This is a genomic window from Pseudomonas sp. NPDC087803 (genome assembly GCF_044742995.1).
Taxonomy (GTDB): Bacteria; Pseudomonadota; Gammaproteobacteria; order Pseudomonadales; family Pseudomonadaceae; genus Aquipseudomonas.
This window is the reverse complement of sequence record NZ_JBIUVO010000001.1, coordinates 597,360-623,570: the sequence shown is the minus strand read 5'-3', so window position 1 is coordinate 623,570 and position 26,211 is coordinate 597,360. Positions and strand designations below refer to the sequence as shown.

General features: G+C 61.0%; 25 protein-coding genes. 11 read left to right on the top strand and 14 right to left on the bottom strand.

Annotation, left to right across the window (positions count from 1 at the left end; all coding sequences use genetic code 11):
- Window positions 1-48: 48 nt before the first annotated feature.
- Complete coding sequence (locus ACIOUG_RS02635) at window positions 49-1,035, bottom strand: aliphatic sulfonate ABC transporter substrate-binding protein (RefSeq protein WP_401062278.1); 987 nt, start codon at window positions 1,033-1,035, stop codon at window positions 49-51.
- A 293-nt stretch (window positions 1,036-1,328) separates the two neighbouring features.
- Here ACIOUG_RS02635 and ACIOUG_RS02630 point away from each other — a divergent pair, with 293 nt between their 5' ends.
- The 3 genes from ACIOUG_RS02630 to ACIOUG_RS02620 all read left to right on the top strand — a co-directional run bounded on the left by ACIOUG_RS02630 (window position 1,329) and on the right by ACIOUG_RS02620 (window position 3,659).
- A complete protein-coding gene (locus tag ACIOUG_RS02630) occupies window positions 1,329-2,276 on the top strand; it encodes an ABC transporter substrate-binding protein (RefSeq protein WP_401062276.1) in 948 nt (315 codons plus the stop codon).
- A gap of 131 nt (window positions 2,277-2,407) precedes the next feature.
- Window positions 2,408-3,307, top strand: a complete 900-nt coding sequence (locus tag ACIOUG_RS02625) for a polysaccharide deacetylase family protein (protein ID WP_401062274.1) — start codon at window positions 2,408-2,410, stop codon at window positions 3,305-3,307.
- Between the two features lie 109 nt (window positions 3,308-3,416).
- Entirely contained in the window at window positions 3,417-3,659 is a 243-nt protein-coding gene (locus ACIOUG_RS02620; protein ID WP_401062272.1) for a DUF1652 domain-containing protein, read from the top strand.
- A gap of 4 nt (window positions 3,660-3,663) precedes the next feature.
- Here the strand turns inward: ACIOUG_RS02620 and ACIOUG_RS02615 are convergent, their stop codons facing one another.
- Both ACIOUG_RS02615 and ACIOUG_RS02610 read right to left on the bottom strand, forming a co-directional pair.
- Window positions 3,664-4,026, bottom strand: coding sequence for an NUDIX hydrolase (locus ACIOUG_RS02615; protein WP_401062271.1), 363 nt, complete (start codon window positions 4,024-4,026; stop codon window positions 3,664-3,666).
- Between the two features lie 331 nt (window positions 4,027-4,357).
- Complete coding sequence (locus ACIOUG_RS02610) at window positions 4,358-4,597, bottom strand: hypothetical protein (RefSeq protein ID WP_401062269.1); 240 nt, start codon at window positions 4,595-4,597, stop codon at window positions 4,358-4,360.
- A 185-nt stretch (window positions 4,598-4,782) separates the two neighbouring features.
- On the opposite strand from ACIOUG_RS02610, the gene ACIOUG_RS02605 reads away from it, so the two are divergent.
- Together ACIOUG_RS02605 and ACIOUG_RS02600 are read left to right on the top strand one after the other, a co-directional pair.
- Window positions 4,783-5,118, top strand: coding sequence for a hypothetical protein (locus ACIOUG_RS02605; RefSeq protein ID WP_401062268.1), 336 nt, complete (start codon window positions 4,783-4,785; stop codon window positions 5,116-5,118).
- 174 nt (window positions 5,119-5,292) lie between these two features.
- A complete protein-coding gene (locus ACIOUG_RS02600) occupies window positions 5,293-5,898 on the top strand; it encodes a DUF6338 family protein (protein WP_401062267.1) in 606 nt (201 codons plus the stop codon).
- Window positions 5,899-6,089: 191 nt separating this feature from the next.
- On the opposite strand, the gene ACIOUG_RS02595 is transcribed toward ACIOUG_RS02600, so the two are convergent.
- A complete protein-coding gene (locus ACIOUG_RS02595; protein ID WP_401062266.1) occupies window positions 6,090-6,974 on the bottom strand; it encodes a LysR substrate-binding domain-containing protein in 885 nt (294 codons plus the stop codon).
- Window positions 6,975-7,133: 159 nt separating this feature from the next.
- On the opposite strand from ACIOUG_RS02595, the gene ACIOUG_RS02590 reads away from it, so the two are divergent.
- A complete protein-coding gene (locus tag ACIOUG_RS02590) occupies window positions 7,134-10,160 on the top strand; it encodes an FAD-binding and (Fe-S)-binding domain-containing protein (protein ID WP_401062437.1) in 3,027 nt (1,008 codons plus the stop codon).
- Here the strand turns inward: ACIOUG_RS02590 and ACIOUG_RS02585 are convergent.
- Both ACIOUG_RS02585 and ACIOUG_RS02580 read right to left on the bottom strand, forming a co-directional pair.
- Window positions 10,093-10,782, bottom strand: a complete 690-nt coding sequence (locus ACIOUG_RS02585) for a paraquat-inducible protein A (protein WP_401062264.1) — start codon at window positions 10,780-10,782, stop codon at window positions 10,093-10,095. The two genes, ACIOUG_RS02590 and ACIOUG_RS02585, sit on opposite strands and share 68 nt — an antisense overlap.
- Window positions 10,779-11,375 carry a paraquat-inducible protein A gene (locus tag ACIOUG_RS02580; protein ID WP_401062262.1) on the bottom strand — a complete coding sequence of 199 codons (597 nt, stop codon included), beginning with the start codon at window positions 11,373-11,375 and terminating at the stop codon, window positions 10,779-10,781. Before ACIOUG_RS02580 ends, ACIOUG_RS02585 begins: the two co-directional genes overlap by 4 nt.
- 181 nt (window positions 11,376-11,556) lie before the next feature.
- Here ACIOUG_RS02580 and ACIOUG_RS02575 point away from each other — a divergent pair, with 181 nt between their 5' ends.
- Window positions 11,557-12,726 (top strand): DUF1624 domain-containing protein, encoded by a 1,170-nt coding sequence (locus ACIOUG_RS02575; protein WP_401062260.1) that lies wholly within the window; start codon window positions 11,557-11,559, stop codon window positions 12,724-12,726.
- Between the two features lie 774 nt (window positions 12,727-13,500).
- On the opposite strand, the gene ACIOUG_RS02570 is transcribed toward ACIOUG_RS02575, so the two are convergent.
- Complete coding sequence (locus tag ACIOUG_RS02570) at window positions 13,501-14,892, bottom strand: aldehyde dehydrogenase family protein (RefSeq protein ID WP_401062259.1); 1,392 nt, start codon at window positions 14,890-14,892, stop codon at window positions 13,501-13,503.
- A gap of 103 nt (window positions 14,893-14,995) precedes the next feature.
- On the opposite strand from ACIOUG_RS02570, the gene ACIOUG_RS02565 reads away from it, so the two are divergent.
- From ACIOUG_RS02565 to ACIOUG_RS02555, 3 genes are all read left to right on the top strand, one after another.
- Window positions 14,996-15,874, top strand: coding sequence for a putrescine utilization regulator PtrR (locus tag ACIOUG_RS02565; protein ID WP_045122799.1), 879 nt, complete (start codon window positions 14,996-14,998; stop codon window positions 15,872-15,874).
- 82 nt (window positions 15,875-15,956) lie between these two features.
- Window positions 15,957-16,619 carry a M24 family metallopeptidase gene (locus ACIOUG_RS02560; protein WP_401062257.1) on the top strand — a complete coding sequence of 221 codons (663 nt, stop codon included), beginning with the start codon at window positions 15,957-15,959 and terminating at the stop codon, window positions 16,617-16,619.
- A gap of 127 nt (window positions 16,620-16,746) precedes the next feature.
- Window positions 16,747-17,175 carry a molybdopterin-binding protein gene (locus ACIOUG_RS02555; RefSeq protein ID WP_401062255.1) on the top strand — a complete coding sequence of 143 codons (429 nt, stop codon included), beginning with the start codon at window positions 16,747-16,749 and terminating at the stop codon, window positions 17,173-17,175.
- Between the two features lie 61 nt (window positions 17,176-17,236).
- Here the strand turns inward: ACIOUG_RS02555 and ACIOUG_RS02550 are convergent, their stop codons facing one another.
- Together ACIOUG_RS02550 and ACIOUG_RS02545 are read right to left on the bottom strand one after the other, a co-directional pair.
- A complete protein-coding gene (locus tag ACIOUG_RS02550; RefSeq protein WP_401062254.1) occupies window positions 17,237-17,860 on the bottom strand; it encodes a glutathione S-transferase family protein in 624 nt (207 codons plus the stop codon).
- 105 nt (window positions 17,861-17,965) lie between these two features.
- On the bottom strand, window positions 17,966-19,381 hold the full coding sequence (locus tag ACIOUG_RS02545; RefSeq protein WP_401062252.1) for a purine-cytosine permease family protein: 1,416 nt from the start codon (window positions 19,379-19,381) through the stop codon (window positions 17,966-17,968).
- 363 nt (window positions 19,382-19,744) lie between these two features.
- Here ACIOUG_RS02545 and ACIOUG_RS02540 point away from each other — a divergent pair, with 363 nt between their 5' ends.
- The gene (locus ACIOUG_RS02540; protein WP_401062251.1) at window positions 19,745-20,656 is read left to right on the top strand and encodes a LysR family transcriptional regulator; all 912 of its coding nucleotides are present in this window, start codon (window positions 19,745-19,747) and stop codon (window positions 20,654-20,656) included.
- A gap of 19 nt (window positions 20,657-20,675) precedes the next feature.
- Here ACIOUG_RS02540 and argE read toward each other — a convergent pair whose 3' ends face one another.
- The 5 genes from argE to ACIOUG_RS02515 form a co-directional block, all read right to left on the bottom strand.
- Window positions 20,676-21,827 carry an acetylornithine deacetylase gene (gene argE, locus ACIOUG_RS02535; RefSeq protein WP_401062250.1) on the bottom strand — a complete coding sequence of 384 codons (1,152 nt, stop codon included), beginning with the start codon at window positions 21,825-21,827 and terminating at the stop codon, window positions 20,676-20,678.
- Window positions 21,824-22,501: a DUF1028 domain-containing protein gene (locus ACIOUG_RS02530; protein ID WP_401062248.1), complete on the bottom strand. Its 678-nt coding sequence runs from the start codon at window positions 22,499-22,501 to the stop codon at window positions 21,824-21,826. The genes argE and ACIOUG_RS02530 overlap by 4 nt, the downstream gene beginning before the upstream one ends.
- A 154-nt stretch (window positions 22,502-22,655) precedes the next feature.
- Complete coding sequence (locus ACIOUG_RS02525; protein ID WP_003225869.1) at window positions 22,656-23,072, bottom strand: RidA family protein; 417 nt, start codon at window positions 23,070-23,072, stop codon at window positions 22,656-22,658.
- 58 nt (window positions 23,073-23,130) lie between these two features.
- Window positions 23,131-24,450 carry a flavin-containing monooxygenase gene (locus tag ACIOUG_RS02520; protein WP_401062246.1) on the bottom strand — a complete coding sequence of 440 codons (1,320 nt, stop codon included), beginning with the start codon at window positions 24,448-24,450 and terminating at the stop codon, window positions 23,131-23,133.
- Between the two features lie 247 nt (window positions 24,451-24,697).
- The gene (locus tag ACIOUG_RS02515) at window positions 24,698-26,161 is read right to left on the bottom strand and encodes a GDL motif peptide-associated radical SAM/SPASM maturase (RefSeq protein ID WP_401062245.1); all 1,464 of its coding nucleotides are present in this window, start codon (window positions 26,159-26,161) and stop codon (window positions 24,698-24,700) included.
- Window positions 26,162-26,211: the final 50 nt, after the last annotated feature.

Here is a 26,211-nt window from a genome sequence, read left to right as displayed (position 1 = left end):
CTCACAGCGAATCCGCGTCGGGCGCGGATGGGCTGTGAGTCTGGTCGGTTACTGGCGGGCGACGGCTTGTTGCACACCGCTGTCGAGCAACTGATCAATCACTTGATCGACATTCACCCCACGGCGCACCAGTTCTTCGGAAACCAGAATCGGTGCCGCAGCCTTGGACGCCTGCACGTCGTTGGCGGTCAGTTGCGGGCTGCTCAGGTCGGTGCGCGACAACTGCAATTTGGCCACGTCCAGCGGCAGACCGGATTCCTTGGCGAGCAGCGCGGCGAACTCGTCGGGGTTCTTCAGCGCCCAGTCCCGCGCCTGCTCGTAGGCTTTGATCACGGTGTCGATGGTCTGCGGATGCTCCTTGGCGTACTGCTCGGTAACGCTGACCACGCCGTAACTGTTGAATGCCGGGTTGCGATACAGCAGACGCGAACCGGCCTGAACCTGACTGGCGGCCATGTGCGGATCGAGTCCGGCCCAGGCGTCGACATCGCCTTTTTCCAGCGCGGTACGACCGTCCGGATGTTGCAGGTGCACCAGTTCCACGTCGTCTTTCTTCAGCCCGGCCTGTTGCAGGCTGCGCAAAGTGAACAGGTACGGGTCGGTGCCTTTGGTGGCGGCGATTTTCTTGCCCTTGAGGTCGGCGACGCTCTGGTACGGCGAGTCTTTGCGCACCACCAATGCGGTCCATTCGGCGCGGCTGTAGACGTACACCGATTTGATCGGGCAGCCGTTGGCCCGGCTCAACACCGCAGCAAGGCTGGCGCTGGAAGCGAAATCGACGCCACCGCTGTTCAGATATTCCAGCGAACGGTTGCTGCCCTGGCTCAGCACCCAACTGACTTTGGTCTGCGGCAGGGCCTTTTCGAGAAAGCCGAAATGCTTGAGCACCAGACTCACCGGGGAATAGTAGGCGTAGTCCAGATGGACTTCCGCAGGCGCAGCTTCGGCAGCGTGGGCCAGGGGTTGCAGGCTCAATGCCATGGCGCTGGCGACCAGCAGCGTTTTGAGGCGGGAAAACGGTAAGAACGATGTCATGGGGGCGCTCCGGCGAAGGCACTGTTTTTTATGTCCAAAAAGATATTTTTATCGGCTGCGTCCTGCATGAATGGAATATTGCAGGCTCTGTGCCATGTGCGCCCTGGCCAATGTTTACGGGGTTACCAAGAGGATTTTCAGCGTTCGACTGTTGTCTGAGCAACACTGTGCAATGCCGCTGTTGCACAGCCAACAGTGAGCATCCGGGGTGCTGAGCTTATGCATTAATCGAATTTAAAATCGGTTTATCAACAGCGTTATGGTCTATGCAAAATCCCCTCGCAGGACCCGCCATGAAGTTCTCCCGTTTGCTGCGCAGCACACTGATGACTGCCCTGTTCGCCGCACCGCTTGCCCACGCCGCCGAGCCCTTGGTTCTGCATGTCGGTGACCAGAATTACTACAACATCCGCGCCTCGGTGGAGGCTTCCGGCGTGCTGAAGGACGCGCCATACAGCGTCGACTGGAAGCACTTCCAGGCCGCCGCGCCATTGGCCGAGGCGTTACAGACCGGCTCGCTGGATCTGGGTTTTCTCGGCGATTCGGGGTTTCTGTTTCTCGCCGCCAAACAGGCTCCAGTGAAACTGATCGGCGTGTCGCGGCAGAACCCGGACACCATCGCCTTGCTGGTGCCGAAAGATTCGCCGGTGCAAACCATTGCTGATCTGAAGGGCAAGAAAGTCGCCTACTGGCCCGGCGCCTGGAGTCAGCAACTGACCTTGCGTGCCTTGGAGCAGGGCGGTCTGCCGGAAAACTACGTCGACTTCGTCAAACTGATGCCAATTGATGCCGCGGCCGCGTTGCCGCAGGGCAGCATTGACGCGTTCCCGGTGTGGGAACCGTACATCTCGCAGCAAATCGTGTTCTCCGGTGCGCGGCCGATTCTCACCGCGAAAAACCTGATGCCGGGCCTCAGCGCGATTGCCGCGTCGGCGCCGTCGATCGACAGCAAGCGTGAGGCGATTGCCGATTTTCTCGGGCGGTTGAAACTGGCGCGGGCCTGGGTCGACAGCCACACCGACGAATACGCGGACCTGTGGGCGAAGAAAGCCAATCTCGATCAGCAGGTTTCACGGCACTGGTTGCGCCAGGCACACATGACCGTCGGGCCGGTGGATCAGCAAGCGGCAGCCGACTTGCAGGGCACCGCGGACTTCCTGTTCAAGGTCAAGGCACTGCCGGCGCCGCTGGCCACCGCCGGGGTCATTGATACCTCGTTTCAACAGGCTCTGGCTGACTGAGCGAGCGCCGAATCCAAAGCCTGTGTACCCTGTCCAGACCTGGCTCGCGTAGCCGGGCGCAGGGATGGATCAGGGCGAGGGAGTTTTGCCAGTCGACAACAGGACCGTAAGGGTCAGGCGCAAGGCAAAACATGAAACACGCTTTCCAGCTTCTCTGTGCAGCAGCCATCGCGTTCGGGCTGGCCGGCTGCATTGCCGCGCCCATCGAGATGACCGCGCAAACCGCAACCCGGCTCAAAGCCCAGGCGCCGGTGCGCTTTCTGCTGACCTTCGATGACGGCCCCAGCGCGTCGAGTTTCTGGAACCCTTCGGCGACCGTGCTCGACAGCCTCAAGGTTAACCCGGTGCAACCGGACATCAAAGCGGTGTTCTTCGTCCAGACCCGCGCGCCACGCGCTGGCAACAGTGAGATTGGTCGCGGCATCATGCAGCGTGAATACGCTGAAGGGCACATCCTCGGATTCCACACCGCGACCCACTGGCACACCAATCATCGCTCGCTCGATCCGCAGGAACTGGAGCAGTCGTTGAGCAACGGCAGCGCCGATATCGCCGCGATCACCGGGGCAGCGCCGGTTCTGCTGCGCCCGCCATTCTGGAACTACGACAAGCGCACCTTCGCCGCCTATCAGCAACACGGCATGCACGTGCTGTTGACCGATTTGAGCGCCAACGACGGCAAGATCTGGGGCTTCAATGCCAGCCCCCGACGCCGGGCGAACATGCTGCGGCAGCTATCGGAAGTTCGCGAGCGAATTGCCCTTGGCGAATTTCCCACGGTGGACGGGGTGATTCCGGTGGTGGTGACCTTTCATGACCTCAACCGCTACACCGCGCGGCATACCCGCGAATACCTGCAGATCCTGCTCGACAGCGCCGCCGCCACTGGCGTGAAACTGGCGGACAAACCGTTCTACGATGATCACGCTGCGCTGTTGAAGGCGGCGCTGGCGCGCACGGTTCAGCACAGTTCGGACTCGGTGCAGTTGCCGGGAATCTGGAACTGGATCTGGGATCACGACGCGCACTGAGGCCGCGCGAAAAATGTGATCGGGTTGGCAATTGCCGGGGCGGCAGGTTGCTGGCGGCTCATCTATGCTCATCAGGTCGACCGACACATCGCCTGCGAGGCGTGCGCCCATGCTAGCCATCACCGACATTTGCCGGATTGTCGAATCCGGCTTTCCGTCGCTTGAATGCGAATGCACACAAGTGGAGCAGGGACTGTTGCGGATCAAGGTTTACGAGCCAGACTCCGGGCGAGTCGAGTTGTTACTCAATGGCGTGTCGCCGGAACATCTGGTGACGATCCGCGATATATCCAACTTCATCGGCGAATTGCGCACGGAGATGAGCGCCGGGCGCCGGGCATTCGCCGGCTGATGCCTCACAAACGCCGCTGAAACGCCCGCACGATGCGTAACGTCGCGTCGCTGGTGGGCAGATTCTGCACCGCATCCAGCGGATGCCAGATGCACTCGGTAATCTCGTTTTGCGGGCGCAACTGCTCAAGGTCGAGCACTGAGGCCTCGTAGACATGATGCTGGGTGCTGCCGCTGTGCAGTTCCATCAGATACAACATCTGCTCGGCATCCAGCGCCGTTTCTTCCTGCAGCTCGCGCGTCGCCGCCCCGGCTTTGGTTTCCCCAGGCTCGACCTTGCCGCCGGGCAAGGTCCAGCGACAGCGGGGTTTGCGCACCAGGAGAACGTGTCGATCCTGCTCGCAAATAACGGTTGCGCGTACTTTCATCTGTTACCTGTTTACCGCGTGTCACATAAATGAAATAAAACTGCAATATTCGAGCCGGGCAGCGGTTTAATGGTTCCTTCAGGGTTTTTGATCATTGGCCCGGGTTAAAAGTGCCAGAGCCTTGGCGCATGGCTGGCGGTGAGGTAGCGGGTTTGCGCGCAGAGTGAGCGACGTGCGTGGCTTGGTAGCAGAGTAGAAGCTGGCTGATGCCGCTGCGTTGCCGGGTTACAGACAACGCTTGGCGCGGGCGCGAAGTCACATCGCGAGTTGGAGCAAATGTAACGAAAGAGCCCCGGTGATTACCGGGGCTTTTTTTAGGGCAGGGGCAGTATTAGTGAACCTTGGTTCGGCTGATGGAACGCGTCTTCACTTCCCTGGCGTACAACTGCAATCGTTCTTCATCACTTTGCAGCACCTCGCAAGACCTGAGCACCGCCTGGGCATCTGCCTCGTTGCCGTTCTTGCGCAGTTGCTCGGCAATGCGCTTGAGGTCGACGGCCGACCATCTCAGGTCCGATGCAACGGCTTGCAGGTCGCGCTGAAGTTCGTGTTCGTATTGATTGAGCCGCATGATCACCTCCGGAACATTCTCGGTAGAACAGAGTAGTCGCATTTCTCGACGCTGATGTACAGCTTGTCTGCCACCGGGCGGATGCATGTAAATATTTGTCCAAACTCCCTCGTGGGCACGGTGCCGCGCTGGATGTACACCCGGTTACACGTTACATTCGCTTTTTTTCAGAACAGGGAAACACCATGCGGATATGGATCGGGAGTTTGGGGTTGGCATTGCTGGCAGGTTGCTCATTGCCAGCATCGCTGGTACCGGGCGAGCCAAATCTCAGCAAGACCACGACCAAGGCGCCTAAAGACTATGCCGCGTGCTTGTTACCGTTGTGGCAGCAGGACATTCCCAAGACCACGCAGACGTCTATTTCCAACGGCTACCGGATCAAGGCGCCGAGCCTGGTCACCGCCGACGAGATTCTCGACATCATCAAATACAAGGACGGCAGCCGGGTCTCGCTGTATCAGGGACCGCCATGGGCCAAGTCCGGGTCGTTGCGCAAATCGGTGCGTGACTGCCTGTAAAGTTGCTCTGGAATGCAAAAAAGCAGAAACCGCATCCGGTTTCTGCTTTTTTTTGCTTTGCGATTTTGCGAAATGCGCTGTGACAGATCGGCACGTGGCGTATTCGAGTGTGCGCTAGGCTTCTGAGTGCCACCCGGTAACCGGAGGGGCAAGCCTTTCAAGGAGCCACGGATCATGGATGATCTGGTCAAAGAAGTTATTCCGTTGTTGCAGTATCTGATTCCCGGATTTGTTTCTACCTGGATTTTTTACACGCTCACTTCATTCAAACGGCCGGATACGTTCGGGCAGATTGTGCAGGCGTTGATTTTTACGTTTGTGATTCATGGGGTGGTGTTGGGGATCGGGGCTATTGGCTTATGGATAGGCTCGAAGGGCTTTTCTGTAGGGAAATGGGATGGCAAAGCCCAGGCGATGTGGGCGTTTATGGTTTCAATGGGGCTCGGTTTGTTGTCGTGTGCTCTGGCTTCGAATGACAAATTGCACAAATGGTTACGAAGAAAAAATGTAACCAATAAAAACTCTTACCCCAGCGAGTGGTACAGCACCTTTGCTCGCCACAATCGGCTGGTTACGCTGCATTTGACGGATGAAAGGCGATTGTTTGGCTGGCCCGTCGAGTGGCCTTCTGGTCCGCTGGAGGGACAATTCATCATGCTGAATCCAGGCTGGCTGGGGGCGGATGGCGTGGCGTTGCCTTTTGGCGCCGAACTATTAGTGATAGATTCCTCGAAAGTTCAGTGGGTCGAATTCAGTTCTGTCGAAGAGGTTTCATCATGAGCGCAAAAGAGCCTACTCCCATGCCGCCCAGCGTCCGGCGGCTCTTTTATGGCCCGGACGGCAAGCTGTTGGCCAAGCCACTGGTCAAAGGGCCGAGTGCGCCGCCACCGCTGAAGCGCCAATACCGGGATTGACTGAATGCCGCTCATCGAGCGGCGTTTCGTTATGTTGTGCATTTGTGGGATCTGCGCTCAGAGCGTATCCACCAACCAGTCCCTGAACGCTTTCAGTGACGGCAACGCCTCATTACGCGGCGGATACACCAGGTAATAGCTGCGCCGGCTGGTGATCGGCTCCCCCAGTTGCAGCAGCTCGCCGTTAAGCAATTCATCCTCCACCAGAATCCGTGGCACCAGCCCGACGCCAATATTCGCCCGCACCGCTTGGATCAGGTGCGAAGTCATTTCGAAGCTCGGGCCGATGCGCATGCTGCGGTGTGGCAAACCATGATGCGTGAACCATTCCGCCCAGGCCTGGGCGTTGCTGCTGACATTGAGCAGTAACTGCCCGGCGATGTGCTGCTCGGCGTCGGCGCGTTCGGCCGACGACAACTGCGCGCTGGCAATCACCACCAGTTCTTCAGTGTGCAGCGGCAGGGCGCTCAAGCCCGGCCAGTCTCCCGCACCGACACAGATCGCCGCATCAATCTCACTGGTGTCGAAGTCGATCGCTTCGATACGCGAATGCAAGTGCACGGTCATACCCGGATGCGCGGTGTAGAAGTCCTTGAGCCGCGGCAGCAGCCATTTCGAGCCAAAGGTCGGCAGCGTCGCCAGACGCAGACTGTGAATGCCCGATCCGAATGCCATGGCCTGTAAAGTCGCGCTGCGGATCTGCCCGAGGGCTTCGGCCAGTTCGCGCTGATACATGCGCCCGACATCGGTGAGCACCACTTGCCGGCCTTCGCGACTGAACAGGCGCATGCCGAGCATCTTTTCCAAAATCTGCACCTGCCGGCTGACCGCGCTTTGCGTCAGCGACAGTTCGTGGGCGGCGCGGGTGTAGCTTTCATGGCGTGCGGCAGCCTCGAAAGCCAGCAATAACGACATGGAAGGGGTGAGGGTTCGCGGATTCATTCGTTTTAGTCATGGATTGCGGGTCGATTTTACGTTTGTCCCGACGGCGCCAAGCAATGAACATAAGCACCATGAGATGGCGGGAGCGTGACGCAATCATTCATTGCGCACAACTGTTCACCGCCACACGGCCCGATTTTGACCGAGATTTCCTCACCGATGATTGCCCAGCTGTCGCCCGCTACCGCATTGACCGCCGATTACCAACAGTTCCTCAAAGCCCTGAAAGCCAGTGGTTTTCGTGGCGAGATCAGTGCCGATTACGCCAGCCGCGTAGTGCTCGCCACCGACAACTCGATCTATCAGCGCCTGCCGCAAGCGGCGGTGTTTCCGATGGATGCAGACGATGTGGCGCGGGTGGCACGGCTGATCGCCGAGCCGGCTTATCAGCAGGTAGTGATCACTCCGCGTGGCGGCGGCACCGGCACCAACGGTCAGTCGCTGACCGACGGCATCGTCGTCGACCTGTCGCGGCACATGAACCGCATTCTGCAAATCAACGTCGAAGAGCGCTGGGTGCGAGTGCAGGCCGGGGTGGTCAAGGATCAGCTGAATGCCGCGCTGAAATCCGCCGGGCTGTTTTTCGCCCCGGAACTGTCGACCTCCAACCGCGCCACCGTCGGCGGCATGATCAACACCGACGCCAGCGGCCAGGGCAGTTGCACCTACGGCAAGACCCGTGACCATGTGCTGGAACTCGACATGGTTCTGCGCGGCGGCGAGCGCCTGCACGGCCAGGCACTGGCAGAAGACGAACTGGCAGCGCTGTGCGCCCGTGAAGATCGGGTCGGTGAGGTCTATCGCTGTGCACGGCAGATCATTGATGAGCAGGGCGAGCTGATCAAACAGCGCTTTCCTGACCTCAATCGCTGCCTGACCGGCTACGACCTGGCGCACCTGCGCGAGGCCGACAAGCGTTTCAACCTCAACAGCGTGCTGTGCGGCGCGGAAGGTTCGCTGGGGTTTGTGGTCGAGGCCAGGCTCAACGTGCTGCCGATTCCCAAGCACACGATGCTGGTGAACATCCGCTACGCCGGGTTCATGGATGCGTTGCGCGACGCCCGGGCGCTGATGGCGCTCAAGCCGCTGTCGATTGAAACCGTCGATTCCAAAGTGTTGCTGCTGGCGATGCAGGACATCGTCTGGCACGGCGTCGCCGAATACTTCCCGGAAAGCGCCGAGCGCCCGACACTGGGGATCAACCTCGTAGAGTTCTGCGGCGACGATCCTGAAGACCTGCAACGCCGGGTCGAAGCCTTCCTTGAACACCTGAGCAGCGACACCACGGTCGAACGCCTCGGCCATACCCTGGCGGTCGGCCAAGCAGCGGTAAACAAGGTCTATGGCATGCGCAAACGCGCGGTGGGGCTGCTCGGCAACGTCGCCGGCGAAGCGCGGCCGCAGCCGTTTGTCGAAGACACCGCAGTGCCGCCGCAGCACCTCGCCGAGTACATCGCTGAACTGCGCGAACTGCTCGACAGCCACGGTTTGCAGTACGGCATGTTCGGCCACGTCGATGCTGGTGTGCTGCACGTGCGGCCGATTCTCGACATGAAGGATCCGCAGCAGGCGGCGCTGGTGCGTCCGGTGTCCGATGGTGTAGCCGCGTTGACCCAGCGCTACGGCGGCCTATTGTGGGGCGAACACGGCAAGGGTCTGCGCTCGGAATACGCGCCGGCCTTTTTCGGTGAGTTGTACCCGGCGTTGCAGGCACTGAAAGCCGCGTTTGACCCGTTCAACCAGTTCAACCCGGGCAAGATCGCCACCCCGGCCAACACCGCTGCGGCATTGCTGAAGATCGACGAAGTGACCCTGCGCGGCGAACTCGACCGGCAGATCGACGAAAAGGTCTGGCAGAGCTACGGCGCCGCCATGCATTGCAACGGCAACGGCGCCTGCTACAACTTTGATCCCGACGACGCCATGTGCCCGTCGTGGAAGGCCACCCGCGAGCGTGCGCAATCGCCCAAGGGCCGTGCGTCGCTGATCCGCGAATGGCTGCGGTTGCAGGGCGAGGCGGGGGTGGATGTGCTGTCCGATGCGATCCGCCGTCCGGCGTTTTTCCGCAACCTGTGGACGCGCTGGCGCAACAGCCGTGGGCAGGCAGCAGACTTTTCCCATGAGGTGTATGACGCCATGGCCGGTTGCCTGGCGTGCAAATCCTGCGCGGGGCAGTGCCCGGTCAAGGTCAATGTGCCGGAATTCCGTTCGCGGTTTCTGGAGTTGTATCACAGCCGTTATCTGCGCCCGGCGCGGGATTATCTGATTGCTTCGCTGGAGTACAGCATCCCCTACATGGCGCGGATTCCGGCGCTGTACAACGGTTTGATGGGCGCAACATTTGTGCGCCAACAGTTGGAACGTCTCGGTGGCATGGTCGATGTGCCGTTGCTCAGCCGCTTTGATTTCCACGCCGCCATGCGCCGCTGGAACGTGAAGCCGGCGACGGTTTCCGCGCTGTCGGCGCTGACTCAGGCCCAGCGCGAGCGCAGCGTGGTGCTGGTGCAGGATGCTTTTACCCGTTACTTCGAAGCGCCGCTGCTGGCGGATCTGCTGGAACTGATTTCGCGGCTCGGCTATCAGGTGTATCTGGCACCGTTCAGTGCCAACGGCAAGCCGCTGCATGTGCAGGGCTTCCTGCCAGCGTTCAACCGCGCGGCGTTGCGCAATGCCCGGCAACTGCGCGAACTTGCCGACGTCGGTGTGCCGCTGCTGGGGCTGGATCCGGCGATGACCCTGGTCTATCGCCAGGAATACCTGAAAGTGCCCGGCATGAACCAATGCCCGGAAGTCGCGCTGGTACAGGAATGGCTGCTCAAGGTGATGCCGGAGCAGGCGAATAACACATCAGCAAGTGCATTCCGGCTCCTGGCACATTGCACCGAGAAAACCAACGCGCCGGCCGCCACCCGCCAATGGGAGCAAGTGTTCGAGCGAGCCGGATTGAAACTGGTGACGCAGGCCACCGGTTGCTGCGGCATGTCCGGCACCTACGGCCATGAAGCGCGCAACCGCGAAACCTCAGCGGTGATCTACGAGCAATCGTGGGCGCGGCAGGTCGAGGCCACAGCGGAGCAGGGCGAAGCACTGGCCACCGGTTATTCCTGCCGCAGTCAGGTCAAGCGCCAGTCGGATCGGGCGCTGCGCCATCCGTTGCAGGTGCTGCTTGAGGTGGTACGTCGCTGAGCAGTTCGTCGTCCGGGGCGTTGTCCCAGATCAGCCGTGGGTCGAAACTCATCGCCGAGAGCATGGTGAACACCACCACCATGCCGAAAAACAGGATGCCCGGGCGTGGTTCGATATCGCCCAGCGCCTGGAACTTCACCAGCGCCGCGACCAGTGCGACCACCAGCACGTCGAGCATCGACCAGTAGCCGATCAGCTCGACGAAACGGTACAGCTTCGAACGCTCACGGCGTGCCCAGTCGCTGTCGCGCTGCACGGTGATCAGCAGCAGCGACAGGGCGACGAATTTGATCCCCGGCACCGCGATGCTGGCGATGAAAATGATCAGCGCGATGTCCCACGCGCCGCCCTCCCAGAACTCCAGCACGCCGCTCATGATCGTGCTGTCGGCGCCGTTACCGAGCATCATGGTGTTCATCACCGGCAGCAGATTGGCCGGCACGTAGAACGCCAGCGCGGCAAACAGAAAAGCCCAGGTGCGGGTCAGGGAATTGGTCTTGCGCCGATGCAGTGGCGCATCGCAGCGCGGGCACTGGTGCGGCTCGCCGGTCATGTCACAGGCCAGCCCGCAGCTGTGGCACAGGCACAGATTCAGTTCGCTGGCGGTTGCGGGTCGCTTCATAGAATGTCCCACAGATCACGAATGTCGCGGCCGGCGATGCGGATCATCATCAGGCTCAACACGGCCAGGGCAAACAGGCCGATCCCCGGCAACACATCGAGCAGCCCGGCCAGTTTGAACACCGCGACCATCGCCCCCAGCAGACACACTTCGAGCATGCTCCAGGGGCGCAGCGTTTCCAGCCAGCGCATGCACATTTTGAAGCCCGGCGCCCGGCGCGATGACAGGGCGAAACTCAGCACCCAGATCAACAGCACCAGTTGAAACGCCGGGGCGATGATGATCGAAATCGCCGCGACCATCGCCATGAACGTGATCGGTCCCTGACTCAGTGCCAGCACCGAATCCCACAGCGTCGCGCTGTTCTTCAGACCCTTCATGCTGATGCTCATCACTGGATAGAAGTTGGCGAAGAGCCACAGCATCGCCGCAGTGAAACTCAGGGCCAGCCGCTGCTCGACGGTCAAGCCGTTATGGCGCTGCAGCACGCCGCCGCACCGCACGCAGAGGGTTTTCTGGTGTTTGCCGAGCACGACTTTTTCGTACACGCAATCGCAATGCTCGCAGATGATCAGGTGTTCGGTTGAGGTCATGGGCAACGCTCGACGGCAGGCGCAAAGGGCAGGGGGCGCCTGATCACTATAGAAGCCTGACGTGATTGGGCAAATGGCGTTTGGGTTGGGAATCGACATTTTATGTTATAGAGTAACGCGAATTTTTGGCGAGGCTCGCCATTGCGATCCGCCGATTCATTCACTCGATGGCGAAATGTCCATGACGATTGCGTGTACCCGTTCCAACCCGCCGCCGACCTGCCGCTTGCTGTCCATTGATGCGCTACGAGGTCTGGTCATTCTGTTCATGCTGCTGGATCACGTGCGTGAGACGTTCCTGTTGCACCGTCAGGTGTCCGACCCGATGGAGATCGCCAGCACTGAGCCGGCGTTGTTTTTCAGTCGCACGCTGGCGCATCTGTGCGCACCGGTGTTCGTGTTGCTGACCGGATTGTCGGCGTGGCTGTTCGGCGAGAAGTACGCGGGCAAGGCCGATGTCAGTGCTTTCCTGTTCAAGCGTGGACTGTTTCTGGTGGTGCTGGAATTCACCTTGGTGAACTTCGCCTGGACGTTTCAGTTGCCGCCGAGCGTGATCTATCTGCAGGTGATCTGGGCGATTGGCTTGAGCATGATCGCGTTGTCGCTGTTGGTCTGGCTGCCGCGCTGGCTGTTGCTGACATTGAGTCTGGCGATCATTGCCGGGCATAACTTGCTTGATGGGCTGCATTTCGCGGCGGAGTCGGCACTGCACGTGCCATGGGCGATTCTGCATGACCGGGGCTGGATCGAGGTCGGTGACAGTCTGCGCTTGCGCACTTCGTATCCGCTGTTGCCGTGGATCGGCGTGATCGGTCTGGGTTATGCGCTGGGCCCGTGGTTCGCCCGCGGGGCGGATGCCTGGAGCCGTCAGCAGGCCCTGTTGCTGGCCGGGGTCGCTGGTCTGCTGGGTTTCGTGGGACTGCGGCTGATCAACGCCTATGGCGAAAAGCCCTGGATCATTGGCGACAGCACCGTGCAAACGCTGATGGGGTTTTTCAACATCACCAAGTACCCGCCATCGCTGCTGTTCATCACCCTGACGGTGAGTATTGGATTGCTGTTGCTGCTGGTGTTCGAACGGCTGCAGACGCGCCGCTGGATTCGCTGGCTGACGGTCTTCGGTTCGGCACCGATGTTCTTCTATCTGCTGCACTTGTACGTACTGAAGGTGCTGTACCTGATGGCGCTGGCACTGTTCGGACTGAATCAGGGCAGCCATTTCGGTTTCGATTCGGTGCCGGCAATCTGGCTGGTGTCGGTGCTGTTGGCAGTGGCGCTGTACCCGGCGGTACGCTGGTTTTCCGCGCTGAAATCGCGGCGCCGCGACATCGTCTGGCTGAAGTATCTGTAAGCCCTAGTGACCACTGCGCTCGCGCTCAAGCAACGCGAGGCTGCGATCTTTTGATCTTGATCGGCAAAGTCAAAATCAAGAGATCGCAGCGTGCCGCAGCTCCTACAGGGGGACGGTGATGTTCCGGGTTATTTGCGATCCAGCCACACGGTCTGTGCTTTGCAGCGGCGTAACACTCTGTAGGAGCTGTCGAGTGAAACGAGGCTGCGATCTTTTGATCTTGATCTGCAAAATCAAAAGATCGCAGCGTGCCGCAGCTCCTACAGGGGACGATGTTGTTTCGGGTTATTTGCGGTCCAGCCACACGGTCTGTGCGTTGCAGTGACGTAACACCCTGTAGGAGCTGTCGAGTGAAACGAGGCTGCGATCTTTTGATCTTGATCTGCAAAATCAAAATCAAGAGATCGCAGCGTGCCGCAGCTCCTACAGGGGACGATGTTGTTTCGGGTTATTTGCGGTCCAGCCACACGGTCTGTGCGTTGCAGCGGCGTAACAACCTGTAGGAGCTGTCGAGTGAAACGAGGCTGCGATCTTTTGATCTTAGATCTGCAAAATCAAAATCAAAAGATCGCAGCGTGCCGCAGCTCCTACAGGGCGCGATGATGTTTCGGGTTATTACGGTCCAGCCACACGGTCTGTGCGTTGCAGTGACGTAACACCCTGTAGGAGCTGTCGAGTGAAACGAGGCTGCGATCTTTTGATCCTGATCTGGAAAATCAAAATCAAGAGATCGCAGCGTGCCGCAGCTCCTACAGGGGGCGGTGATGTTTCGGGTTATTTGCGGTCCAGCCACACGGTCTGTGCGTTGCAGAACTCGCGCACGCCGAAGTGCGACAGTTCGCGACCGAAACCGCTTTTCTTCACGCCGCCGAAGGTCACGCGCGGGTCGCTGGCGGAGTAGCCGTTGATGAACACGCCGCCGGTTTCCAGTTCGCTGGTCAGTTGCTGGGCCAGTTGCACGTTGGCGGTGTAGATCGTCGCGGTCAGGCCGAAGTCGCTGTCGTTGGCCAGAGCCACGGCGTGGGCGCAATCGCGGGCGGTGATGATCGAGGCGACCGGGCCGAACAGTTCCTGTTTGAACGAGGTCATGCGGTCGGTGACATCCGCCAGCACGGTCGGCTCGTAGTAGTTGCCCGGGCCCTGGGCCTTGCCGCCGCCGAGCAGCAGGGTCGCGCCTTCTTCGAGGGTGTCGCGCACTTGCTGATCGAGTTCATCACGCAGATCGAAACGCGCCATCGGGCCGATGTAGGTGTCGGCGGACAGCGGATCGCCGACCTTCAGCTTGCGGGTCGCCTCGACGAATTTGCGGGTGAATTCCTCGACCACACCTTCTTCGATGATCAGGCGCTTGGCCGCGGCGCAGACCTGGCCGGAGTTCTGGTAGCGGCCAATCACGGCAGCCTGCACGGCTTCGTCGAGATCGGCGTCATTGAGCACGATGAACGGGTCGGAACCACCCAGTTCCAGCACGCACTTCTTCAGCGCGGCACCGGCCTGAGCGCCGATGGCCATGCCGGCGCGGACGCTGCCGGTCAGGGTGACAGCGGCGATGCGCGGGTCGGCGATGGCGCTGGAAACGCCTTCCGGGGTGACGTTGATCACTTCAAATACGCCATCGGCGAAACCGGCGCGCTTGAACGCGTCGCGCAGCAGGTAGGCGCTGCCCATCACGTTCGGTGCATGCTTGAGCACGTAGGTGTTGCCGGCGATCAGTGCCGGAACGGCGCCGCGCAGCACTTGCCAGATCGGGAAGTTCCACGGCATCACCGCGAGGATCGGGCCGAGCGGTCGGTACTCGATGCGCGCCTTGCCACCTTCAACCTGAGTCGGTTCGGCGTCGAGCATGGCCGGGCCATTTTCGGCGTACCACTCACAAAGCTTGGCGCATTTTTCGATTTCGCCACGGGCCTGGGCGATCGGCTTGCCCATTTCCAGGGTGATCATGGTCGCCATGGCTTCGGCGCCGTCACGTAGGGCGCCGGCGAGGGCGGTCAGGGCGCGGGAGCGATCCTGCAGCGGCTTGCGTTTCCATTTCGAGAAACCGAACGCGGCGCGGGTCAGCGCAGCGTCGAGGGCTTCGGCGGATTCAAAGGCGTAGTGACCGATCTGCTCGCCGGTGGCGGGGTTGATCGAGATGGCGTGGGTCTGGCTGGAAATCTGGCTCATGGCTGGCTCCTGCGAGTTCAGTGGATGAGCCTAGAGTATGGTGGCGTTTGTTTTCTGGAAACTGAATAATAAAGATCGTTTCTTTCACGATTGGAGAATGACTGTGGATCTGGTGCAGCTGGAAATCTTCAAGGCCGTTGCCGAGCACGGCAGCATTAGCGCCGCCGCGGCGCAGATTCATCGCGTGCCATCGAACCTGACCACGCGGATCAAGCAACTGGAGCAGGACTTGGGCGTCGACCTGTTCATTCGCGAGAAAAGTCGTCTGCGTCTGTCGCCCGCCGGCTGGAGTTTTCTCGAGTACGCCCGGCGCATTCTCGATCTGGTGCAGGAGGCGCGGGCCACGGTCGCTGGTGAAGAGCCGCAGGGCGCGTTTCCCCTAGGCTCGCTGGAAAGTACCGCAGCGGTGCGCATTCCTGAGCTGCTGGCGGCGTACAACCAGCTTCACCCTAAAGTCGATCTGGACCTGTCCACCGGGCCATCCGGGACGATGATCGATGGCGTGCTTTCTGGGCGTCTGGCCGCTGCGTTTGTCGACGGCCCAGTGTTGCATCCAACGCTCGAAGGCGTGCCGGCGTTCGAGGAAGAGATGGTCATCATCGCGCCACTCAATCACGCGCCGGTGCAGCGCGCGGCGGATGTGAACGGCGAGAACATCTATGCGTTTCGCTCCAACTGCTCCTATCGTCATCACTTCGAAAAATGGTTCAGCACCGACGCCGCCGTGCCGGGCAAGATCTTCGAGATGGAGTCCTATCATGGCATGCTCGCCTGCGTCAGCGCCGGCGCCGGGCTGGCGTTGATGCCGCGCAAAATGCTGCAGAGCATGCCCGGCAGCGCGACGGTCAGCGTCTGGCCGCTGGCGGCGGACTTTCGCTATCTGACCACCTGGCTGGTGTGGCGCCGGGGCACGGTGTCGCGCAGCTTGAGCATGTTCGTGCGTTTGCTGGAGGAGCGCGGCGTGGTGCGCGCAGAAGAGTAATTGACACGTTGTGTCATGGCTATATCTTGATCGGCGTTTCGCAATATAAAAAACTATACAGCGTAGCCATGAGGACAAGGACATGAGTGCAGCCCTGAGTGGTAAAGAAGCAGTCGGTGAGCGGTTTGTGCTAGAAACGATGCGCCATGCGCAGGACCTGACCTGGAACGCCGTTGATGCCATCGCCAAGGTGATCAAGCCCGGCATGCGTGAATCCGAAGCCCAGGAGCGGGGCAAACAGATCCTCGCCGAATTGGGCATGGACCGCATCTGGCATCCGCTGCTGATCCGCTTCGGCGCCAACACGCTGAAGGCATTCAAGGAGCGTTCCGAGGGCGATCCAGTGCTCGGTGAGAACGATATTTTCTTCATCGACATGGGCGTGGTCTGGCAGGGGCACGAAGGCGATGCGGGCGAAACCTTCACCACCGGCTCCGATCCGGAAATGATTGCCTGCGCGGCGGGGTCCAAGGAGTTGTTCAAGCGTGTCGAGGCGCTGTGGCGCCAAGGCGTGAGCGGTGTCGAACTTTATCGCTATGCGAGCGATCAGGCCGAAGCCATGGGCTGGAAACTCAACCTCGACATCAAGGGCCACCGCGTCAGTGATTTCCCTCATGCGATCCATCGCGGCGGCAATCTCGGTGATTTCGACCAGACGCCGAATCCCGGGGTGTGGATTCTCGAAATCCAGATCGCCCACCCGCAGCGACCGTTCGGCGCGTTTTATGAAGATCTGTTGATCTGATCTATCGTTGTTCGGCAGATCTGAAGTGTGACAACAGAGCGCAGCGCTGTAGTTGTTTCTACATAGCGCTTACTCCGATGATGCAGGCCGTTTTTCCTAACTCTAAAGTCAAAAAAGGAAGCCCGTCATGAAAGTCAGCGCACGCAACGTATTCAAAGGCCAAGTCAGCCAGGTTCAGGCCGGTGCGGTCAACGCCGAAGTGGTCCTGACCCTGGCTGGCGGCGAGCAACTGGTTGCCGTCGTGACCATGGAAAGTATCAAGACCCTTGGCATTGCCGTCGGCAAAGAAGCCGTGGCGCTGGTCAAGGCACCGTGGGTGATGCTGATGACCGAATCCAGCGACATTCGCCTGTCGGCGCGTAACTGCCTGGAAGGCAAAGTACTGAGCGTCACCGACGGTGCGGTCAATGCTGAAGTGGTGATCGAGCTGGCCGGCGGCTCTAAGGTCTACTCGATCGTTACCCGTGATGCCGTTGCCGAGCTGGGTCTGGCCAAGGGTGTGAGCGCCACAGCAGTGATCAAAGCGTCGCACATCATTCTCGGTGTTCCGGCCTGATCTACATTGGCGGCCAATAAAAAACCTCTGCTTCCGTTGTCGGGAAGCAGAGGTTTTTGCGTTATGGCGTACCGTTTCTGCCGTACAGGCGAAAGCCGTCGCGTTGACTCAAACGCTCGTAGTACGCCCTGACGTCGGGATAGTCCGGATGCGCCAGCGGGGTTTCGAACCAGCGGTTGACCGACAGCCCGATGGGGATATCGGCGAGGGAAAACCGTTCGCCACTGACGTAGGCGCCAGTCTTCTGCAACTGCTGATCGAGGATGGCCATGGTCTGTGACCACTGCTCGATGCCCTTGGCCACAGCGGCGCGGTCCTGGTGATCCGGTGACTGGCGCACCAGCGACATGAACGCATACGACCACGAGCGGTTGAGCTCCGACGCCTGCCAGTCGATCCACTGATCGACCCGCGCGCGGGCTCTTGGCTCGGCGGGGTAGAGGACCGTGCCGCCATAGGTGCCCGCCAGATAACGAATGATCGTGTTCGATTCCCACAACGTGAAATCGCCGTCCTGAATCACCGGGACCATGGCGCAGGGATTCAGCGCGAGAAACTGCGGCGTATCAGTCGGTTTGAAGCCCGATCCCCAGTCCTCACGCGTGAACGGGATCTGCAGTTCGGCGCAGGTCCACAGCACTTTGCGCACGTTGATCGATGAAGCCTTGCCCAGTATTCGCAGCATGAGTTTTCCCTGTCTCGTGGGTGCCTGTCGGGGCATCAAGAAATACCACACTGCAACGCAGAAGGCCCGCACAGTGGCGGGCCTTCTTTTGTCATCCAGACACAGTCACAGACTGCCCACCAGTTTCCCGCCCATCATCCGCCGCCGATAGGCGCTGTCGCGATTGGCCAGCCAGAAGTACAGCGGCGAGGTCACCAGCAACCCCACCAGCCACGACAGGTCCGCGCCGTTGATGTGCGCCGATACCGGACCGACGTACAGCGGGGTGTTCATGAACGGGATCTGCACCGCGATGCCGATCGCGTAGGCCAGCAGCGCCTGCGGGTTGTAGCGTCCGTAGATGCCGCCATCGACCTGGAAGATCGACTGGATGTCGTACTGGCCCTTGTGGATGGCGTAGAAGTCGATCAGGTTGATCGCGGTCCATGGCACCAAGACCACCAACAGCACCAGCACCATGTCGACGAAGTGACCGATGAAGTCCTTCGACGCGCCGACCGCAGCGAAGCAGCAGGCCAGCAGCACGATAACCGAGATCACTGCGCGGCTTTTCGCGGTTGGAATCCAGCGGTAGGCGAAGGTCTGCACCAACGTGATCAGCGACAGCACCGCGCCGTATAGATTTAGGGCGTTGTGGCTGATTACGCTGAGCAGGAACAGCACCAGCATCAGCGGCCCGATCGAGCCGGTGGCGAGTTTGACCGCATCCATGGTGTCCATGCCCACGGGGGTGGCCAGCACGGCGACGGCACCGAAAATGAACGCCAGACTCGAGCCCAGTGCCGAACCCAGATACGTCGTCCAGAATGTCGACGAGACTTTGACATCGGCCGGCAAGTAACGCGAATAGTCCGACACGTAAGGCGCAAACGCGATCTGCCACAGCGCCGCGAGCGACACGGTGGCGAGCCAGCCGGAGAGGTTGAAGCTGCCGCGGGTGAGGAAGTCATCGGTCTGGATATGGGTGAAGATGTAGCCGAAACCGACGACGATGCCGATCCCCAGCACCCAGGTGCCGATGCGGTTGAGCACGTGAATGAAGCGGTAGCCGATGATGCCGATGATCCCCGAGCCAATGGCACCGATGACGATGCCGACCGGCACCGGCACGCTGTCGACCACGCCGTGCAGCGACTTGCCGGCCAGCACGATGTTGGACGCGAAGAAGCCGATGTACATGACCCCGGCAATCAGCACCACCAGCAGCGCGCCGAGCGAGCCGAACTGCGCGCGGCTCTGGATCATCTGCGGAATGCCCATCTGCGGGCCCTGCGCCGAGTGCAGCGCCATCAGCACACCGCCGAGCAGATGCCCGACCAGAATCGCGACGATGCCCCAGACAAGATTCAAGTGGAACAACTGCACGCCCAGCGCGCCGGTAACGATGGGCAACGGCGCGATGTTGCCGCCGAACCACAGCGTGAACAGATCCCTGACCTTTCCGTGGCGATCTTCGGGGGGCACGTATCCTATCGTGTGTTTTTCAATGAGCGGGGCGGACGTTGTTGCAGAGGTGGACATGACGAACTCCAAGGCAAGGATGAGTACGTGGACGTACTTCGGTAAGCGCCGACACGGACGGCGCATTTCTTGTTGAAGCGATCATGTGCAAAGGCCCGGGATAGATAAATTAGTAAGTTTGTTGCTTCAGACCTTAAAAAATATATGCCCCGGGTTTGGGGGCTGTCCGGTATGTTCAACCGTGATCAACAACAAAAATTTTCAGAGGCGAACCCTTTCCTGTGGCGAGGGAGCTTGCTCCCGCTGGGCTGCGCAGCGGCCCCAAAAACGGCGGCCATGTCCTTGATATTGTGAGTGCTGCGCACTCAAGCGGGAGCAAGCTCCCTCGCCACAGACGCGTTGTCTCACTTGCAGAGGTTTTATATGGCCGCCTACAACCTGCGCCAGCTCAAATACTTCGTCACCACCGCCGACTGCGGCAGCGTCGCCGAAGCCTCGCGCAAGCTCTATATCGCCCAGCCGTCAGTCTCCACCGCGATCAAGCATCTGGAAGAAAGCTTCGGTGTGCAGTTGTTCATCCGTCATCATGCCCAGGGCGTGTCGTTGACACCCAGCGGCTCGCGGTTTTACCGCAAGGCGCTGGAGTTATTACGAGTGGCGCATGAGTTCGAGCAGAACGCGCTGGCGGACAACGATGTGGTCTCCGGGCAGATCGATATCGGCTGTTTCGAAACGGTCGCGCCGCTGTACCTGCCGCGCCTGATCGCCGGGTTCAAGCAACGCTGGCCGGGGGTGGAAATCCGTATTCGCGATGGCGAACAGCAGGAACTGGTGCAGGCGCTGACCGCTGGCAGTATTGATGTGGCGATGCTGTTTGAACATGACCTCGACACCACCATCGAAACCACCTCGCTGATGCCGCCGCAGCAGCCCTATGCGTTGCTGCCGGCCGACCACCGCTTTGCGCAACAGGCGAAAGTCTCGCTGCACGATCTGGTGCTGGAACCGATGATCCTGCTCGACGTGGTGCCCAGCCGCACCTACTTCGTGAGCATCTTCGAAGAGCGCGGACTGACCCCGCACATCGTCTTCAGCTCACCGTCGATCGAGATGGTGCGCGGCATGGTCGGGCGTGGTTTCGGCTTTTCGATTCTGGTGACCCGGCCGTTCGGCGAGTACACCTACGACGGGCAGAAAGTGGTGTGCGTGCCGCTGGCGGAAACGGTGACCGGCTCAGGACTGTCGGCAGCCTGGCTGCGGCGGGTGCAACTGACCAAACCGGTGCAGTTGTTTGTCGATCACTGCCGTGAGGAGTTGGCCCGACTGTACGCCTGAGCGTGCGTCGAGCCGTGTTTCAAGCGCGGATCGAGGTCAACAGCCGTTGCAGCATCGCGTCGCAGGCATCGAGTTGCGCACGACTGACAAACTCATCCGGTTTGTGCCCCTGATCCATGCTGCCGGGGCCGCAGACCACCGTGGGAATACCCGCTGCATCGAACAACCCGCCCTCGGTGCCGAACGCCACGGTGCCGAATTCCCGTGAACCGCAGAACGTCGCAATCAGCTCGGCCGCCTGACTTTGCGCATCGGTGACCAGGCCCGGATAGGCTGACAGCTCACTGAAACGAATCGCGCTGTGCTGGCTGATCGCACGCATGCGCGGCAGTACTTGCTGCTCGGCGTACGCCTGCAACTGTTGTGCGACCTGGGTTGGATCCTGCGAGGGCAGGGCACGGATTTCGAAGTCGAAACGGCAATCGGCGGGCACGATGTTCAAGGCTTTTCCGCCGCTGATCACTCCGGTCTGCACCGTGCTGTAGGGCGGATCGAAACGACTGTCGTGATGCTCGGGCGCCTTCAGTTGCTGGCCAATGCGCCCCAGCTCGCCGATCAGCTCGGCGGCATACTCGATGGCGTTGACCCCCAGCGGTGCGTAGGCCGAATGACACGGATGACCGTGCACGTCGCAGCGCATCGCCAGTTTGCCTTTATGGCCGAGCACCGGTTTCAGCTCGGTGGGTTCGCCGATGATGCACAGCAGCGGTTTGACCGGGCGCTGCTGCAACTCGGCGAGCAACGAGCGCACGCCGAGGCAGCCGACTTCTTCGTCGTAGGACAGGGCGATGTGCACCGGCATGCGCAGGTCTGCCGCGACTAGCGCCGGCACCAAGGCCAGCACGCAGGCGATGTAGCCCTTCATGTCGGCAGTGCCTCGCCCGAACAGCTTGCCGTCGTGCTCGTTGAGTTCGAACGGCGCTACTGTCCACGGTTGGCCGTCGACCGGCACCACATCGGTGTGCCCCGAGAGCACGATGCCCGGTTGCTCGGCCGGGCCAATCGTCGCGAACAGATTGGCCTTGCTGCGTTCGGCGTTGTAGATCAGTTCGCACGGCACGTCGAAGCCAGCGAGGTAGTCGCGCACGAACTCGATCAGTTGCAGGTTGGATTCGCGGCTGGTGGTGTCGAACCCCACCAGCGTCTTCAGCAACGCGACGCTGTTGCTCATCGGTCATCTCCGGCCACGCCATAACCCGGCGCCTTGGCCGGGTCGAGGGCACGGTCGATGTAATCCTGCAGCTGCGGCTGATAGGCGTCCCAGAGTTTCTGCAACTGGCCGATCGGGTCTTCATCCGCCCAGTCGACCCGCAAATTGACGATCGGCCAGGTCTGTTCGCCGACCACCACCACGGTCGCCGAATGCACCGGCCCGGCTTCGCCACCGAGGGCTTGTGCGGCGTGCAGGGCTTTGAGCAGGCGGTCGGCCAGTTGGCCTTCGCCGTCTTCAAAGGCGCTGACCATCGCCTCGATCACCGCACGCCCGGCGAGCATGTTGCCGGCCGCCACACATTGCTCGCCGGAGACTGCGTTGTGCACGCCGAGGGTCTGCGCGCCGCTGAAGTGCGCGGTCTGGCCGAGGTGGTTGATCGCGGTGATCTGCCGGTACTGGCTGTAGCCATTGCGGGTCAGCACCTGATCCAGCGCTGCGTCTGGCGCGTGGCCTTGTTCCATCAGCGCGAGGACTTCCGGGCCGAGGGATGGCAGGGTGATGTTCTGGCTCGACACCGCGCCGACACCCGGCAACAGCCACGGGCAACGCGCGCCGACGGCGATGCTGGAGGAACTGATGGCGACACCGAACTGGCCGGTTTCGGGGCAACGGGCTGCGATTGAAAAGGTCATGGTCTAACTCCTTTCGAGGAATTTGTTGTCCTTGTGGGCCTCATCGCTGGCAAGCCAGCTCCCACAGTAATTGGGGTGATCACAAAACTTGAAGGCACCTCCAATACCTGTGGGAGCTGGCTTGCCAGCGATGGCCGCGACTCGGTGCGTCTGATTACTCGGGAATCACCGCCACCACATCAATCTCCATCAGCCACTGCGGCTGCCCCAGTGCCGACACCACCAGCCCGGTGGAAATCGGGAACACGCCTTTGAGCCACTTGCCGACTTCCTGATACACCGGCTCGCGGTAGCGCGGGTCGATCAGGTAAGTGGTGGTTTTGACGATGTGGCTCATGTCGCTGCCGGCTTCTTCCAGCAGTTGCTTGACGTTGCGCATCGCCTGTTCAGCCTGCGCGCGCGGATCCCCGAGGCCCACCAGATTTCCGTCGAAATCGGTGCCGACCTGACCCCGGACATACACCGTGTTGCCGGCGCGCACGGCCTGGCACAGGTCGTTGTCCAGGGTCTGATTCGGGTAGGTGTCCTTGGTGTTGAACATACGGATGCGGGTGTGGGTTGGCTTGCTCATGTACAGCTCCAGACTAGGTGTGCAGCGGCGCACCGGGCACCGCCGCGAAATAGGGAAATCAAGCGTCGACGGTGTCGGCGGCTTTGCTGTGGGAGGTCGCATGCAGGGCGGCTTCACGCTGCTCGGCATCCTTGTAGTCGAGGTATTTGCGCTGGGTGGCGATGTGATCGGCCACGTGTTTGGCGTCGTGCCACACGCCCCAGATGAATGACGAACCGCGTCGCGATTGCCATGGCAGCCCGAGGAAATACACCCCCGGCTCGCTGGATACCCCGCGCTGGTGCTGCGGTTTGCCCTTGTCGTCAAACGCGGCGACCTGCAGCCAGGAATAATCCACGGCAAACCCGGTGGCCCAGATGATCGAAGTGATCCCGGCTTCGGCCAGATCCAGATCGAGCAGCGGGTTTTTCACGCACTCGGGATCTGGATAGGTTTCGCGTGCTTCAGGTTCTTCCGGCAGGTCGAGACCGTTGCGTTCGATGTAGGCATCGGCGGCATCCAGCAGCGCCAGATAGTTCTCGTCACCGCGCTTGAGGTTGTCGCGCAGATCCTGCTTGAAGGTCACCACGCCGTCGTTGAACGACTCGGTCACGCCGACCAGGGTCATGCCGCGATGGGCCAGACCACGGAAGTCGATGGTGCGCCCGCCGTGCGCGCCGCTGACGGCGATGGTCACGTGCTCACGGCCGGGTTTCATCGCCGCCTGATCCCACTCGCCGAGCACCCCCAGCCACCAGCAGAAATCACGGTTGCGATAGGCACGCGGCGGACGGTCATGGGCGCCGACCGAGAGGTACACCTGCTTGCCGGAGCGCTGCAGTTCATCGGCGATCTGCACGCCGGACGAACCGGCACCCACTACCAGCACTGCGCCTGCGGGCAGTTGCTGCGGATTGCGATAGTCGGCGGAGTGGATCTGCAACAGACGCGGATCTTGCGGCGCAATCGGCGGGATCACCGGGCGCTGGAACGGCCCGGTTGCCGCTACCACGCGGCTGGCTTCGATCACGCCTTCGGAGGTCTCGACGGTGAAGCCCGGACGCCCGACATTGCGCACCACGCTTTTGACTTCGACGCCGGTGCGGATCGGCGCGTTGAACTTCTTCGCATAGGCTTCGAAGTAGTCCGCCACGCGCTCCTTGGGGGCGAAACCGTCGGGGTCGACATCATCGAATTCCAGCCCCGGAAAGCGGTCGTGCCACGCCGGACCGTTGGCCACCAACGAGTCCCAGCGCCCGGTGCGCCAGCGTTCGGCGATGCGGCTGCGCTCAAGCACCAGGTGCGGCACGCCGAGTTTGCTCAGGTGCTCGCTCATCGCCACACCGGCCTGTCCGGCCCCCACGACAAGCGTGTCTGTTTTTATTATTTCAGTGGTCATTTCTACATCCTTCCTGGCCAGGCAAGTGGATTCGGATCGCTTCAGGCTTGTCCGTTTTGCTTGCGGTCAGACTAGGCAGGAGGGGGGTATCGGTAAAATATTATTAAGCTGGGATGTGAATACAAATTGCTGAAGCAGAAGGGATGAAGCCAGTAAAACCGCGGCTTGCAGGGTAGGGGGAGAGTTGCCCCGGGCAGGAAAACCCGGGACAGAGTTGGAAAATATCGACTGCAGGGGCAGCAAGCGCTCAGTTCAAGTGACTGGGCGCGACGCCCAACAGCCCGCTCAGCGTGTTCATGATCGCCTGCTGCCGCGCGCGATTGGTCTGGTGTTCGGCTTCGGCGGCGGCGACATCGGCGTCGCAATGCGGACAGATCACCTCGTGCGGATAGATGTACTGCAAGCAACTGCGGCACAGGCTCAGTTGCGGGGCGATCCGGCCTTGCTCGGGCGACTGCTGGCCCTGATTGATCCACGCCAGCTTCACCACCTGACCGCTGTCACTGACGCTGCTCACTTTCTCGCCGGTGTCGATGCGTTCGGTGATCAAGTCGAAACGGCCGACGGCAAACGATTTCTGCGCCGCGTCCTCGACCTTGACGATGCGCTCGCGCAGCCCGCGCTTGTGCAACTCGAGCGTGCGGTAATGGCAGTAGGGGTTGTTGCCGGGTTTGCCGAGCAGCGAGTGCGAGGTCCAGGTGCAACCGCCACGACAGACATCGTTGTAGTAACAGCCCCGGCAGTAACCCCACATGTCATCCACCGAGCGCAAGCGGCCGAAATGCATGCCTTCGCTGTAGTGCCAGATATCGTGCAGGCTCATGTTGCGCACATTGCCGCCGGAGAAACCGACCGTCGCCAGGGACGGGCAGCCCTTGACCGTGCCGTCGGCCTCCAGCGCCAGAACAGTCTGGCCGGCGGCGCAACCGGTCCAGTGCACACGCTCGTCGCCGAAGCCGCGCCACAGGTGTTCATACGGGCCGTAATAGCCGATGTTGTTGCCGACGTTCATCAGCAAGCCACGGTCGACGCCTTCGCGATACAGCTGCGCGAGCAGCGGCATCACTTCCAGCAGTTGATAGGGTTGCAGCAGCAACTCCGGATGATCCACCGCGTTGCCCATGGCGACGGTGATCTGGATCTGCCAGTGGGTGGCGCCGAGTTCGATGATGGTGTCCATCAGCGCCGGCAAGTCGGGCAGGGTGGCCGCGCCGATCTGGGTGTTGACGCTCACCGCCAACCCCGAGGCCTTGGCCCGGCGCAGGGTGTCCACGGCCTTGTCGAACGAGCCGGGGACGTTGCGCACGGCGTCGTGCAGCGGCGCGAGGCCATCGAGGGAAATGCCCACGCCGTCGAGCCCGGCTTCGACCGCTGCCTGCATTTTCGCCGGGGTCAGGTTGCGTCCGCCGGTCTGGATCGCGCAGTACATGCCGTGGTCGTGAATGGACTTGATCAGTTGTGTCCAGTCCTTGCGCAGATAGGCTTCGCCGCCGATCAGGGTGATCTCGCGAGTGCCGAGCGCGGCCAGCGAGTCGATGACGTCGAGGCACTCTCGGGTATTGAGTTCGTCAGGGCGTCGATGCCCTGCGCGGGAGCCGCAATGCAGGCATTTCAGGTCACAGGCCAGGGTGATCTCCCAGACCACGTGCACCGGCACATAGCGTTTGAGATCGGTGTCGGTGAGGTAGCGGGCAGGGCGGACGTCTGACATTGGAAATCCTTGCGCACCATCCTGTGCGCGATACGAATGGATTGACCGCA